The 12,811-nt window shown below is 68.6% G+C and carries 14 protein-coding genes and 1 tRNA gene; 9 read left to right on the plus strand and 6 right to left on the minus strand.

Annotation, left to right across the window (positions count from 1 at the left end):
• Positions 1-162 precede the first annotated feature (162 nt).
• From IQ216_RS00665 to IQ216_RS00685, 5 genes are all read left to right on the plus strand, one after another.
• Positions 163-1,188, plus strand: coding sequence for a fatty acid desaturase (locus IQ216_RS00665; RefSeq protein ID WP_193813897.1), 1,026 nt, complete (start codon positions 163-165; stop codon positions 1,186-1,188).
• Between the two features lies 1 nt (position 1,189).
• The gene (locus tag IQ216_RS00670) at positions 1,190-1,678 is read left to right on the plus strand and encodes a hypothetical protein (protein WP_228006964.1); all 489 of its coding nucleotides are present in this window, start codon (positions 1,190-1,192) and stop codon (positions 1,676-1,678) included.
• 64 nt (positions 1,679-1,742) lie between these two features.
• Positions 1,743-2,744: an arsenic resistance protein gene (locus IQ216_RS00675; protein ID WP_193813899.1), complete on the plus strand. Its 1,002-nt coding sequence runs from the start codon at positions 1,743-1,745 to the stop codon at positions 2,742-2,744.
• Positions 2,745-2,751: 7 nt separating this feature from the next.
• The gene (locus tag IQ216_RS00680) at positions 2,752-3,918 is read left to right on the plus strand and encodes an acyltransferase family protein (protein ID WP_193813901.1); all 1,167 of its coding nucleotides are present in this window, start codon (positions 2,752-2,754) and stop codon (positions 3,916-3,918) included.
• 11 nt (positions 3,919-3,929) lie between these two features.
• Positions 3,930-4,661 (plus strand): TIGR04283 family arsenosugar biosynthesis glycosyltransferase, encoded by a 732-nt coding sequence (locus tag IQ216_RS00685; RefSeq protein WP_193813903.1) that lies wholly within the window; start codon positions 3,930-3,932, stop codon positions 4,659-4,661.
• Positions 4,662-4,673: 12 nt separating this feature from the next.
• Here IQ216_RS00685 and IQ216_RS00690 read toward each other — a convergent pair whose 3' ends face one another.
• Positions 4,674-5,360: a DUF547 domain-containing protein gene (locus IQ216_RS00690; protein ID WP_193813904.1), complete on the minus strand. Its 687-nt coding sequence runs from the start codon at positions 5,358-5,360 to the stop codon at positions 4,674-4,676.
• 33 nt (positions 5,361-5,393) lie between these two features.
• The gene (locus IQ216_RS00695; protein ID WP_193813906.1) at positions 5,394-5,597 is read right to left on the minus strand and encodes a hypothetical protein; all 204 of its coding nucleotides are present in this window, start codon (positions 5,595-5,597) and stop codon (positions 5,394-5,396) included.
• Positions 5,598-5,740: 143 nt separating this feature from the next.
• Between IQ216_RS00695 and IQ216_RS00700 the strand changes: the two genes are divergently transcribed.
• Positions 5,741-6,436 (plus strand): DUF305 domain-containing protein, encoded by a 696-nt coding sequence (locus IQ216_RS00700; protein ID WP_193813908.1) that lies wholly within the window; start codon positions 5,741-5,743, stop codon positions 6,434-6,436.
• 65 nt (positions 6,437-6,501) lie between these two features.
• On the opposite strand, the gene IQ216_RS00705 is transcribed toward IQ216_RS00700, so the two are convergent.
• On the minus strand, positions 6,502-6,966 hold the full coding sequence (locus IQ216_RS00705) for a cupredoxin domain-containing protein (RefSeq protein ID WP_193813910.1): 465 nt from the start codon (positions 6,964-6,966) through the stop codon (positions 6,502-6,504).
• A gap of 17 nt (positions 6,967-6,983) precedes the next feature.
• Positions 6,984-9,083 carry a copper-translocating P-type ATPase gene (locus IQ216_RS00710; protein WP_370566538.1) on the minus strand — a complete coding sequence of 700 codons (2,100 nt, stop codon included), beginning with the start codon at positions 9,081-9,083 and terminating at the stop codon, positions 6,984-6,986.
• A gap of 273 nt (positions 9,084-9,356) precedes the next feature.
• On the opposite strand from IQ216_RS00710, the gene IQ216_RS00715 reads away from it, so the two are divergent.
• On the plus strand, positions 9,357-9,746 hold the full coding sequence (locus IQ216_RS00715) for a heavy metal-responsive transcriptional regulator (protein ID WP_186697142.1): 390 nt from the start codon (positions 9,357-9,359) through the stop codon (positions 9,744-9,746).
• A gap of 46 nt (positions 9,747-9,792) precedes the next feature.
• Here IQ216_RS00715 and IQ216_RS00720 read toward each other — a convergent pair whose 3' ends face one another.
• Both IQ216_RS00720 and IQ216_RS00725 read right to left on the minus strand, forming a co-directional pair.
• On the minus strand, positions 9,793-10,278 hold the full coding sequence (locus IQ216_RS00720) for a lysozyme inhibitor LprI family protein (protein ID WP_193813912.1): 486 nt from the start codon (positions 10,276-10,278) through the stop codon (positions 9,793-9,795).
• Positions 10,278-10,348, minus strand: a tRNA-Gly gene (locus tag IQ216_RS00725). The genes IQ216_RS00720 and IQ216_RS00725 overlap by 1 nt, the downstream gene beginning before the upstream one ends.
• 80 nt (positions 10,349-10,428) lie before the next feature.
• Between IQ216_RS00725 and IQ216_RS00730 the strand changes: the two genes are divergently transcribed.
• Both IQ216_RS00730 and IQ216_RS00735 read left to right on the plus strand, forming a co-directional pair.
• A complete protein-coding gene (locus IQ216_RS00730) occupies positions 10,429-11,832 on the plus strand; it encodes an MFS transporter (RefSeq protein ID WP_370566539.1) in 1,404 nt (467 codons plus the stop codon).
• 62 nt (positions 11,833-11,894) lie between these two features.
• On the plus strand, positions 11,895-12,641 hold the full coding sequence (locus tag IQ216_RS00735; RefSeq protein WP_193813919.1) for an ABC transporter permease: 747 nt from the start codon (positions 11,895-11,897) through the stop codon (positions 12,639-12,641).
• Positions 12,642-12,811 lie beyond the last annotated feature (170 nt).

The following is a 12,811-nucleotide window of genomic DNA, read 5'->3' on the forward strand; positions in this document are numbered from 1 at the left end:
GCCACCCGCCTTCAGCCTGCCAGGGCCTGCCCGAGCGCTGAGACGCGCCGCAGACGTTCACGTCCCCAACAAGCACTCCAGGGCCAGACCGGGCCGGCGCCAGCCTCTGGTGTCCGCGCCGGCTGCTCCGCTCGTGCCGTGATGCCCCCCTCGCCCTCCTGCATGACCACCGATCTCCGGCCAGCCGACTTCGTGCTGGCCCCCTATGCCCGCAGCAGCAATTGGCGCGGCGCCTATCAGATCCTCAGCGCCGTGGGCCCCTACCTGGCCTGCTGGGCCCTCGCCATCCATCTCGCCCAGCGGGCGCCCTGGGCCGTGCCCCTGCTGGTGATTCCCCTGGTGCTGTTCTCGCTGCGCTGCTTCTCCCTGATGCACGACTGCGGCCACCATTCCCTGTTCCACAGCCGCTGGCTCAACCGGGTTGGGGGCTTCATCCTCGGGCTGGTGAATGCCATTCCCCAGCTGGCCTGGTCCAACGACCACGCCTTTCACCACCGCACCAATGGCGACTGGGAGCGCTATCGCGGCGTCACCGACCTGATCACCACCGACGACTACGCCCAGCTGAGTGCCAGGCAGCAGGCCACCTACGCCTTGCTGCGCCATCCGCTGATGGCCCTCCCCGGTGGCTTCTACTACCTCGCCATCCAGCCCAGGCTGGCGCTTCTCAAGGAGATCTCCCGGGCGGTCCGGGCCCAGGCCGTGCCGCGCTCGGCCGAGTTCTGGGATCTGCTGCTGAACAACGTGGTGCTGATCGCCCTGGTGGTGGCGGCCGGCCAGCGCTGGGGATTCGGCCTGGTGCTGGGGCTCTACGGCGTGACCCTCACCTTCTCGGCAGCCCTGTTCCTGTGGATCTTTTTCGTTCAGCACATCTTTGAGGGCAGCTACGCCCACAACACCGAGGGCTGGAGCCACATGCAGGGAGCTCTGGAAGGCACCAGCTATCTGCAGATGCCGGCCTTGCTGCGCTGGTTCACGGCTGACATCGGTTACCACAACATCCACCACCTCTCGGAGCGCATTCCCAACTACAACCTGCGCGCCGCCCACCAGGCCAATGCCCGTCTGCTGGCGGCTGTGCCCTGTCTGCGACTCGGCGACATGCTCAGTTGCGCCCAGTTCAAGCTCTGGGATCGGGAGACTGAGCGCCTGGTGCCCTGTCCGGAGCAGGTCGATGCCGTGGCCTGACTTGCCGGCTTGGCCGGGGCAGCCTGGGCCAGGGCAGCCGTGGCGGGGGCCGAGGTCCTGGCATGGACAGGAATCCGCCTGTTCGGGGGCCTGGGAACCGCGCTTTCTGGAGCAGAACAGCCTGCTGATCGGCCATGCCGCCTGGGATGGTTATCGGCTCAGCGGCCGGGGTCTGCTGATCTGCCACCTGGCCGCTCCGCTCGAACCTGAGCACGACTGGCGCCTGGACGGCGTGCGGTTCAGCCGGCGCTATGTGGCGCGAAGCGAGGTGACCGCCCAGCTGCGCCACCAGGGGCTGGGACCGGCAGCGATCCGTCCGAGCCTTGGGGCCCTCGACAGCTACGACCCGGCCAGGGAGCTGGTGGTGCTGCTGAGTGGCCATGGCCCCGAGCTGATCGCCCTGCTCAGGAAGCTGCCCACGGCGCCACCGACTTGCTTTGAACTGGTGGAAAGGCGCTGGAGCGAATTCGCCTGCGCCGCAGTGCCGTGACCCAATAACACCTGATTATGCGCATAAACGCGTAAAGTGATGACTCCGATGCGCTGCAGCCGCCATGGCCACCGCCCCCTGGCCCTTCGCCCTGCTGATGGCCCTGCAGCGGCGCCTGGTGTGGGCCATCCCAGCCGCCATGCTGCTCGGCCTGGCCTGGGGGGTGACCCTGCCCTCGGCCTGGCTGGTGAGCCTGGTGATGCCCCTCACCTTCCTGATGGTGTATCCGATGCTGATCGACCTGCGGCTGCCGCTGCTGCTGGGTGGCAGGGACCTCAGGCTGCAGCTCACGGCCCAGGCGATCAACTTTCTGGTAATCCCGTTCGTGGCCCTGGCGATCGGCCGGCTGTTCTTCGCCAGCCAACCCCTGGTGGCCCTGGGCCTGTTGCTGGCGGCGCTGCTGCCCACCAGCGGCATGACCATCTCCTGGACGGGGTTTGCCAAGGGCAACCTGGAAGCAGCGGTGCGCATGACCGTGGTGGGGCTGGTGCTTGGGTCCCTGGCCACACCGCTCTACGCCAGGGTGCTGATGGGCACAGCGGTGGACGTGCCGATGGCCAGGGTGTTCCAGCAGATCCTGCTGATCGTGTTCCTGCCGCTGCTGCTGGGGCAGCTCACCCGCGTGGCGCTGATCGCCGCCAGGGGCGCGGAGCACTACAGGAAGGTGATCAAGCCGCGGTTGGCCCCCTTCTCCACCCTGGGCGTGGTGGGCATCGTGGCCGTGGCCATGGCGCTCAAGGCGCCCCTGATCGTGGGCCAGCCCCTGCTGCTGGTGCGCATGCTGATCCCGCTGCTGCTGCTCTACGGCATCAACTTCGCCCTCAGCACCCTGGTGGCGCGCCGCTTCTTTCCCCGCAGCGACGGCATCGCCCTCGTGTACGGCACGGTGATGCGCAACCTCTCGATCGCCCTGGCCCTGGCGATGACGGCCTTCGGGCCGGAAGGCTCCGAGATCGCCCTGATCATCGCCCTGGCCTACATCGTTCAGGTGCAGGCCGCCCCCTGGTATGTGAAGGCCACCGACCGCCTGTTCGGTCCTGCGCTGGCGGCGGAAGCCCCGGCCTGACGGGCCCGTGAGCGGTCCAGCTGCGGCCGCTTCCCCTGCGCCCCGCTGCCATGCCCTCGACGGCGCCCGCGTGCTGGCCGTGCTGCTGCTGATTCCCTTCCACGCCGCAGCGGTGTTCTACGCGGGCGATCTGGGCACGTTCTATGTGAGCAACCCCGAGAGCAGCGCGGCCCTGGGGGGCTTTCTGGTGCTGGTGCATCAGTGGCACATGCCCCTCTTTTTCTTTCTGGCGGGCTCGGCGAGCTGGTACTCCCTGCGATCGCGCGGTGCGGGGGCCTATCTGCGCGAGCGCCTGCAACGGCTGCTGCTGCCCCTGGGGGTGGGCATCCTGGTGCTGGTGCCGCCCCAGGTGTATTTGCACGACCTGCAGAGCGTGGATTCAGCCCTGGGCTACCTGCGCTTCTACCCCCACTTCTTCGATGGGATTCGGCCGGCGGGTCACTTCGAGTGGGCCCACCTCTGGTTTCTGGCCTACCTGCTGGTGATCACCCTGCTCTGCCTGCCGCTGCTGGGCCGGCTGAGTGCTCAGGCCAGCCCCAGCCCACCTGAAGGCGGTGCAGGCTGGCGGGTGAGCCTGGGCTCGTTGCTGCTGCTGGCCCTGCCCCTGATGCTCTCGGAGGCCCTGCTGCGGCCCCGCTGGCCGGGCTTCCAGAACCTCTACGACGACTGGGCCAATCTGCTGCTCTACCTGCTGTATTTCGTCTACGGCTACCTGTTCTGCCACCAGGGCGGCTTCTGGGTGGTGCTGGATCGGCGCCGCCGGCTCCTGGTGGCGCTGGCGATGGTGGGCATGGCGGTGTTCCTGGCCCTCACGCTCAGCGGCGCCACGCCCGCCGCGGGCGATGAGTCTGCTGCCGCCCAGCTGTTCCAGGCCTTTCGCGGCTGGAACAGCTGGTGCGCCGTGCTGGCCCTGGTCGCCCTGGCGCGCCGCTTCCTGAAGGCGCCCCATCCGCTGGTGAGCTACGGCAGCAAGGCCGCCATGCCGCTTTACCTTCTGCACCAGCCGGTGCTGGTGGGCCTGGGCTGGTGGGTGGTGCCGCTGCCACTCGCCATCGGCGCCAAATTCGCCCTGATCTGCGCCGGCTCCCTGCTGATCAGCCTGGCCCTCTACGAGGGTGTGATCCGGCGCCTGGGCCCCCTGAGCCCGTGTTTTGGCCTGGTGGGCCGGCCCTGAGCGCACTCCCCATGCAGCGCCTCTCGATCATCATTCCCACCCTCAATGAGGCCGCCTGCCTGGCCGCCACCCTGGAGCGGCTGCAGGCCCTCGACCCGCCGGCCTGGGAGGTGCTGGTGGTGGATGGCGGCAGCCAAGACCACACCACCGCCATTGCGGCGTCAGCAGGGGTGCGGGTGCTCCAGTCGCCGGCCACCGGCCGGGCGGTGCAGATGAATGAGGGGGCTCGCCAGGCCAGTGGGGCGCTGCTCTGTTTCCTGCATGCCGACACCCTGATCCCCACGGATCTGGTGGCCGTGGCCGAACGCGCCCTGGCCGATCCCTCGGTGGCCTGCGCCGGCTTTGTGTCGCTGATGCGCTCAGGCCAGCGCACCTGCTGGGGCGTGTCGGGGCTGAACCTGCTGAAAACCTATCTGGCGCCGCTGCTGTTTCGGCCGCTGCAGTTCCTGCGGGGGCTGAGGCTGCTGTTTGGCGATCAGGTGATGATCACCCGGCGCCACACCTTCTGGAGTGGCGGTGGCTTCGATGAAGCCCTGCCCCTGCTGGAAGATGGTGACCTCTGCTTCAGGCTGCTGAAGCAGGGCAGGATCCGGCTGATCCGCCGGGTGGTGGTGAGCTCCGATCGCCGCGTGCGGGCCTGGGGGGCCGGCAAGGCCATCGCCACCTATCTCGGCATCGGCATCCTCTGGGGCCTGGGCCTGCCACCTCGGCACCTGCGGCGCTTCTATGACGACGTTCGCTGAGAGGGCGCCGACTCAGCCCCTCTGCTGATTGAGGCTCCAGTCGTAGGGCAGGAACCGCACCTGGGGCTCTGGACCTGGGGGAATTCCATCTCCCAACCGGGGCAGGATGTAGCCGGGCAGAGAGGCGCTCACCGCCAGAAAGTCAGCCCGGTACCACTGAAAGATCCGGCTGACCCAGAGGATGTTGCGCTCCCGCTCGAAGCGCACCTTGGCGGGGTTGTGGATGAAGCGGTGAAGGTCAGCTTCGAGCTGCTGCTCCACGGCGTCGGTGCGGTAGGCGCGCTGGCGGAGCAAGGGACAACCCACCGAGGCACACACGATCGCGAAGTGAATGCGCGGATCCCCCAGCTGGCGCAACAGCTGATTTTCGATCTGGGCCAGGCTGAAGCAGCCGTCCTGCAGCCGGTGCAGCGGCCGCTGAAAGAAGCGCAGAAAACCGACCCAGTTCGGCAGTCCCAGCAGGCTGGGGCGGATCGAGGCGATCGGGTAGGCCTCCAAAACGGCCTGAACCGTGAAGGCGTTGTAGAGGTTGATCCAGTGGGCCAGCTGCTCCTGGCGCCCTTCGGTGTGGGCCGTCTGGGCGGCCAGCCAGGCGCGGAGGGTGGCCACATCCCTGCTCTGCCAGCCGGCGTAATCCACCCTGCCGTCGCCATCCACATAGCGCTGCAGCAGCTGGTCCCAGACGGCCGGGTCTTTCAAGCGGCAGGGGGCGAAGGGGCAGAGGGCATCAGCTCAGGTGAGGTTGCCCTCGCGCTGATCCGGCATTGAGGGCGGTGTGGGCGGTGGCTGCAACACCGGCAGCAGGCTGTTCAGGCCCAGCATCACGAACGACAACGCCCCCACCAGGGCCAGCAGCCGCATGCCGAGGGGCAAGCCCCGATCCACCAGCCTGTCGTCGGCATCCTGGTCGTCGGGCTCGGGGGGCAGCGGCGTCATCGGTGGGAGCGGCTCAGCAGCCCATTCTCGCTGCCGTGGGCGAAGGGGGCGGGCGCCTTGGCGTGGACCGCTTGCTCCCCTTGACTCTCCAGCTGGATGGAGACCATACGGTGGACTGAACCGCTTCGTTGTCCCCTTTCCCCATGGTTGGATCCGCCTTTCGGTTCGGAGTGTCCGCACTGGCTCTGGCTTCGTTGCTCTCCTCCCCGGCCCTGGCCCAGGTGGATCCCCACGAGGGTCATCACGGCATGGACGGCATGCCAGGCATGACGACCCCAGGCCACGCCCATGACGTGGGCCCCGCCGGCGCCACCTACGACCTGCGCTTCCTCGACGGCATGGTGCAGCACCACACCGGCGCCCTGCGCATGAGTGAATTCGTCTTCGGCATTGACCAGCCCGGTGTGGGGGCCCTGGGCAACACGATCTGGCGGGATCAGGCCAGCGAAATCCGTGCCATGGGGCTGTGGCGCAGGGCCTGGTATCCCCAGGCGCCGGTGTATCCCGTGGCGCTGGCGCCTGGCGGCGATCCCAACAGCCTCTCCGGCCTCACCCGCATGAGCCAGGCCCAGATCGAGGGCATGCGGATGATGGGCGCCGGACCCACCCGGGAGAACCGGGTGGTGTGGTTCCTCGAGGGCATGATCCACCACCACGGCGGGGCGCTGATCATGGCCCACGACGCCCTGGCCAAGAGCACCAACACCACGATCCGGCGCTTCGCGCGGGCTGTGATCGTGGCCCAGCGGGCCGAGATCATCGAGCTGCGCCGGATGCTGGCGGTGGAGGGATTGTGCAAGCCGGAGTACTCCCAGTACGACGAACTCTTTGCCCTCTGAGCGGCTCGGCCGAGCGGCAGGGGGGACGTTCACGTGGCGCTGGCCATGATGGTGGGGCTGGCTGACTACTCCACCTCAAGGCTGCCCCGCACCATGTTCATGCCGCAGTGGAAGGGATAGCTGCCGGCAGCCTTGGCCGGCAAGTCCACGGAGGTGGTGGCATCCAGGGGCAGATCGAGGGATTGGTGGAAATCGGGGAAGATCACCTTGGCCACGCAGCCGCTCGGATCGATCCTGTGAAACGTGAGCCGCACCGGCTGGCCGGCCTTCACCCGGATCCGCGAGGGGGCATAGCCGCCGTCCACGGTGATGGTGATCTCCTGCAGGCCGTGCTCCCCCTCGCGGGCCGCCACGCCACCACCATGGCGGCCGAGGAACCACCACAGCTCCCAGATGATCAGCGCCATCCCTGCGCCGGCCACAAGAAGCTTCAGCAGCACGGGCTGCTCGATGCTGCGCCAGAGCGGCGCGGCGGTGGAGGCGCTGGTGGCAGCGGTGACGGCGACGGCTAGGGCAGGCAGGAGCGACATTAGGGCTGGGAGCGTCATCAGGCCGCCCTCGGCAGGGGCGCCGGCTGGAAGTTCCGCAGCCGCAGGGCATTGCTCACCACCGACACGGAGCTGAAGGCCATGGCGGCGCCGGCCAGCATCGGGCTCAGCAGCCAGCCGGTGAGGGGGAACAGCACACCGGCGGCGATCGGGATGCCGGCCACGTTGTAGGCGAAGGCGAAGAAAAGGTTCTGGCGGATGTTGGCCATGGTGTGGCGGCTGAGCTCGATCGCCGCCGGCACGCCGGCCAGGTTGCCGGAGATCAGGGTGACGTCGCTGGCGGCGATCGCCACATCGGTGCCGGTGCCCATGGCGAGGCCCACGTCGGCCTGGGCCAGGGCGGGGGCGTCGTTGATGCCGTCACCCACCATCGCCACCGGGCCCTCCCCCTGCTCCTGCAGCCGTTGCACCACCGAGGCCTTGTCGGCGGGACGCACCTCGGCTACCACCCGCTCGATCCCCAGCTGGGCGGCCACCACCTCGGCGGTGCGGCGGGCGTCACCGCTGAGCATCACCACCTGCAGACCCAGCCGCCGCAGCGCCGCCACCGCTGGATTGGCACTGGGTTTGAGCGGATCGGCCACCCCGAAGCAGGCCTCGATCCGCCCGTCCACTACCACGGCCGCCACACTGCAGGCGAGGGCCTCCAGGCGCTCCACCAGGGGCTGAAGGGCTGAAGTGTCGATGCCGAGCTCGGGGAACCAGCGGGGGGTGCCAACCCGCACCTGCTGGCCAGCGATGACCCCCTGCACGCCGCGGCCCGCCACGGCCTCGAAGTCCGCCACCGCCGGCAGATCGCCCGGCTGCAGCTGGTGTGTGGCATAGGCCACGATCGCCTCGGCCAGGGGATGCTCCGAGCGGGATTCCAGTGCGGCCGTCAGGGCCAGCAGGCTGTCAGCAGGCAGCGCGCCACCGTCGAGTCGCTCGAACTGGGTCACCTCCGGCTGGCCCCGGGTGAGGGTGCCGGTCTTGTCGAGCACGATGGTGCGCAGCCTGCCGGCGGTTTCGAGCGCCTCGGCGCTACGGAAGATCAGGCCGTTCTCCGCCCCCTTGCCGGAGGCCACCATGACCGAGGTGGGGGTGGCCAGGCCCAGGGCACAGGGACAGGCGATCACCAGCACGCTCACCAGAAAGAGCATCGCCAGCACCGCATTGCCGCTCACCAGGAACCAGATCACAAAGGCGGCAATGGCCAGGGCGATCACCGCCGGCGCGAACCAGCTCACCACCTGATCGGCCACCCGCTGCACCCGGGTGCTGGAGCTCTGGGCCTGGCGCACCAGCTCCACGATCTGGGCCAGCACCGTGCCTGTCCCCACCCGGCTGACCCGGAAGGTGAAGCTGCCGCTGCGGTTCATCGAGGCGCCGATCACCGCATCGCCCGCCGCCTTGGCCACAGGCGTGGGCTCCCCGGTGAGCATCGATTCCTCCACCCAGGAGCGCCCTTCGCTCACCACCCCATCGGTGGGCAGCTTCTCGCCCGGGCGCACCTGCACCAGATCGCCCACCACCACTTGCGACACGGGGATCTGCACCGGCTGGCCGTGACGCAGCACCCGGGCCGTGGGGGGCTGGAGCTGCAGCAGGCGCCGGATCGCCTCGGAGGTCTGCCCTCGGGCGCGGGCCTCCATCAGGTTGCCCAGCAGCACCATGGTGAGGATCACGGCGGCGGTTTCGTAGTAGACGTCTGCCGGCAGGCCCTCGGCGATCAGCAGCTGGGGGAAGACGGTGCTGAACAGCGAGGTGAGCCAGGCGATGCCGGTGCCGGCTGCCACCAGGGTGTTCATGTCGGCGCTGTGCTGGCGAAAGGCCGAGGCGGCGCCGCTGAAGAAGCCCCGGCCGCACCAGAACAGCACCGGCGTGGTGAGGATCAGCTGGGTCCAGGGGCTGGTGAACCAGCCCGGCAGGAAGGGCAGGCTGTGGACCCCGAGCATGTGGGGCAGGCTTGAGAGCATCACCAGGGCGGTGAGCACCACCGCCACACTCACCTTGCGGCGCAGCTCGGTGCGTTCCCGGGCCAGCTCCCGCTCCATGCCATCGGCCGCGCCGGCTGGATCCTCGGCATGGCAACAGGGAGGGCTGGCGGACGGGGTGCTCATCGCGGGGCTGGAGGAAGGGCTGGGGYCCTGCGGGTGACAGTGCCTTTAACCTATGGGCTCCAGTTGGCTGGAGAGTCAAGGCCCGCGGGGGATGACACGGGCTTCAGGGAGCGGATAGGCCCGGGAGCTCAAAGGCAGACAGCAGAAAAGCCTCCAGGGCTGACTAGAGTCTCCACTGTGATGGAGAGTTTTCTCCCAATGACTGTCGCGCCACCCTCCCCAGTGATCCCGCCGGCAGGCCCTCCCCCTTGGGACATGGACAAACCTGCGGGCATGAAGATCGGCGTCCTGGCGCAACGGAGCGGGCTGCCGGTCAAGACCCTTCGCTACTACGAGGAGCTGGGCCTGCTGCCGGCGGTTGGCCGCAGTGCGGGGGGCTACCGGCTGTTCGCTGAAAGCAGCCTGCGCCGTCTGGAGTTCATCCGGCGGCTCAAGAGCCTTGGCCTGACCCTTGAGGACATCCAGGGCTGTCTGGAGGTGCACGACGCCGGCCAACTCCCGTGTGGCGACATCCAGCGGCAGCTCCAGCGCCAGATCGACCTGGTGGACGAACGCCTGCGGGAGTTGCACCAGTTCCGCACCGAGCTGCGGGGTCTGCTGGGGAACTGGCAGAACGATCCGGCGCCGAACGCCAGCGTGATCTGCCCCAACCTCAAGGTCTGATTGGAAGCCTTGGGACCTAAGCCCGCAGGAGACCAAGGCCCTGGACTCAGGGCGCCGGCGCCCCGCTGAGCTGCTCGATCAAGGTGGCGTTGAGCGCGTTTTCGCAGCCCAGCCACACGATCGGCCCGATGCTGCCGCCCTCGACCGGGCGGGTTGTCTGCTCGCACACCTGGCGCCGGCTGGAGCGCCACGGCTCGAGCAGGGCTCCCTGGCCCAGCAGGCCTTCCAGGCTCACATCGGCCTGGTTGCGCTGCTGCCAGAGGCAGGCCACGATCTCCTGGGTGTTGCCATCGCAGTCGGGGTGGAAGGGAAACGCCTGCCGCTGCCGAAGCGAATCCTGAAGGCTGTTCTGAGTTGCGGGCGCCTCAGCTGGGGAGGTCTTGCCCAGGGGAGAGTCTCCTGAGCGGGCCCCGACCGGAGCCAGGGCTGGCCAGAGCAGCACCGAACTGAGCAGAAGGCAGCAGCGCGGAAGGGAACGGATCACCAAGGCGTGGAGCAGCAAGGCGTGGAGCGGCACTGCGTCGAGCAGCAAGCGGGCGGCGGGAATCGAACCCGCATCATCAGCTTGGAAGGCTGAGGTTTTACCACTAAACTACGCCCGCATCAGTACGTCTGTACTGCTTCTGGCCCTGTCGGGCTCCGCCATTATGGCCTGCGTTCCGCGTCCCCTCCCCTGCAGCCCTTGGCGCCCACCGCAAGCGAAGCGCCAGCCCCACCGGTGCCCCTCACGGATGCCGCGGATCTGCGCGGAGCGGCCCGTCAGCGCCTGCTCTGGGCCTACGGCCTGGGCGACGCCGGCACCGGCATGGCCGCCTCGCTGATCGGCTTTTACCTGTTCATCTTCTACACAGCAGCGGCCGGGCTGCCCTCCTGGATGGCGGGCCTTGTGCTGATGATCGGCCGCCKCTGGGATGCGGTGAACGACCCGGTGGTGGGCTGGCTCAGTGACAAGACCCAGAGCCGCTGGGGACCGCGCATCCCCTGGATCCTCGGCAGTGCCGTGCCCCTGGGCGTGGCGATGGCGGCGATGTGGTGGCTGCCGCCCGGCAACCAGTGGGTGAAGTTCGCGGTGTTCCTGCTGATCTCGATGCTGGCCAACAGCTTCTACACCGGGGTGAACCTGCCCTATGCCGCCCTGGCGGCAGAACTCAGCACGGATGTGTCGCTGCGCACCCGGCTCAACTCCTCACGCTTCACCGGCTCGATCATCGCCAGCCTGGTGGGCATCGTGCTCGGTGGCCTGCTGCTGCGCGACCACCACAACCCCACCAGCTACCTGCAGCTGGGCGTGCTCACCGGCCTGCTGGTCACCAGCTCCACCCTGCTGTGCGGCTGGGGCCTGGCCCCAGCAGCCCGCCACTGCCAGCGGCCACTGCAGCACGCCGGCACCACCCGCCGCCTGCTGAAGCGGGTGCGCGCCAACGGCCGCTTCCTGCGCGTTCTGGGCCTCTACCTGCTGCTCTGGTGCGCCCTGCAGATCATGCAGACCGCTGCTCTCATCTACCTGCCGGTGGTGATCGGTCTGCCGGAGAGCTGGAGCAACTGGATCCTGCTGCCCTTCATGGTGAGCACCCTGGCGGGCCTCTGGGTGTGGACGGCGGTGTGCCATCGCTCCGGGCGGCTGCGGGCCCTCCATCTGGGCACCTGGCTCTGGATCGCCGCCTGCCTCTCCGCCATGGTGTTGCCGGCCATGCAAGCCGGCATCGCCCCCTTGGGCTCCCTGGCCAACGGTCTGCGCCTGGCGGCGTTGCTGGCCACGATCATGGTGGCTGGCCTCGGCGCCTCGACGGCCTACCTGATCCCCTGGGCGCTCCTACCCGATGCCATCGACGCTGATCCTGAAAAACCCGCCGGCCAGTACAGCGCCTGGATGGTGCTGGCCCAGAAGATCTGCATCAGTCTGGCCCTGTTCTTCTTCGGCAACATGATGAGCCTGAGTGGCTACCAGGCGGTGCGCGATGCCCTTCAGCCCGCCAGTGCGCTGGTGGCGATCCGACTCTGCATGGGCCTGATCCCAGCGGTGCTGGTGGTGCTGGGGCTGGTGGTGATGCGTCGCTGGCCCGAGCGGCTTCCTCTTCAGCCATGACCCGTGCTTCTGCCCTGGTGCGTTCTCTGCGGCTGACCCGTTCGCCTGGGTTGCCCAGCTGGCTGCGGGCCCCGCGTTGGCTGCGGCGGCTGGCGGTGAGCGGCCTGATCGGGGGCCAGGCGGTCAGCGCCATCGCCCGCGGCCGCATCGGCGTCAACGACCTGATGAACGAGCTGCTGGAAGCCGGCCCCGGCAGCTTCCTGATCGTGGTGATCACAGCCCTGGCCGCCGGCACCGTGTTCAACATCCAGGTGGTGGCCGAACTCTCCAAGCAGGGTGCCAACGCCGCTGTAGGGGGCCTGCTGGCCCTGGGCCTCTCCCGGGAGATTGCGCCCCTGCTCACCGCCACCCTGCTCACCGGCAAGGTGGCCACCGCCTACGCCGCCCAGCTGGGCACCATGAAGGTGACCGAGCAGATTGATGCGATCACCATGCTGCGCACCGACCCGGTGCAGTACCTGGTGGTACCGAGGGTGCTGGCGATGGTGGTGATGGCGCCGGTGCAGTGCCTGCTGTTCTTCGGGGTGGGGATCTGGTCAGGGCAAGTGAGCAGTTCCTTGCTGTACAACATCCCCCCCAGCGTGTATTGGAACTCGGTGCGCACCTGGATGCAGCCGGAGGATCTGCCGTTGATGCTGGTGAAGGCCCTGGTGTTCGGGCTGCAGATCGCCGTGATTTCCTGCGGCTGGGGCCTCACCACCAGGGGCGGCCCCAAGGAGGTGGGCACCACCACCACCGGCGCCGTGGTGATGATCCTGGTCACGGTGGCGCTGATGGACGGCGTGCTCACCTCAGTKCTCTTTGGATGACCCCGCCTCGGATGACCCCGCCATGACGACTCCCCCTTCTGCGGCCTCGGCCCCAGCTCCAGAGCCTGAAGCCACGAGCCTGCCGCGCCATTACGGCGTGGCCGTGGGGGTGCTGGTGCTGGCGCTGGGCTGCCTGGCGCTGCTGCCCCTCTGGGGTGGGGCCCTGTGGC

It is taken from the genome of Cyanobium sp. LEGE 06143 (assembly GCF_015207535.1).
Lineage (GTDB): Bacteria > Cyanobacteriota > Cyanobacteriia > PCC-6307 > Cyanobiaceae > NIES-981.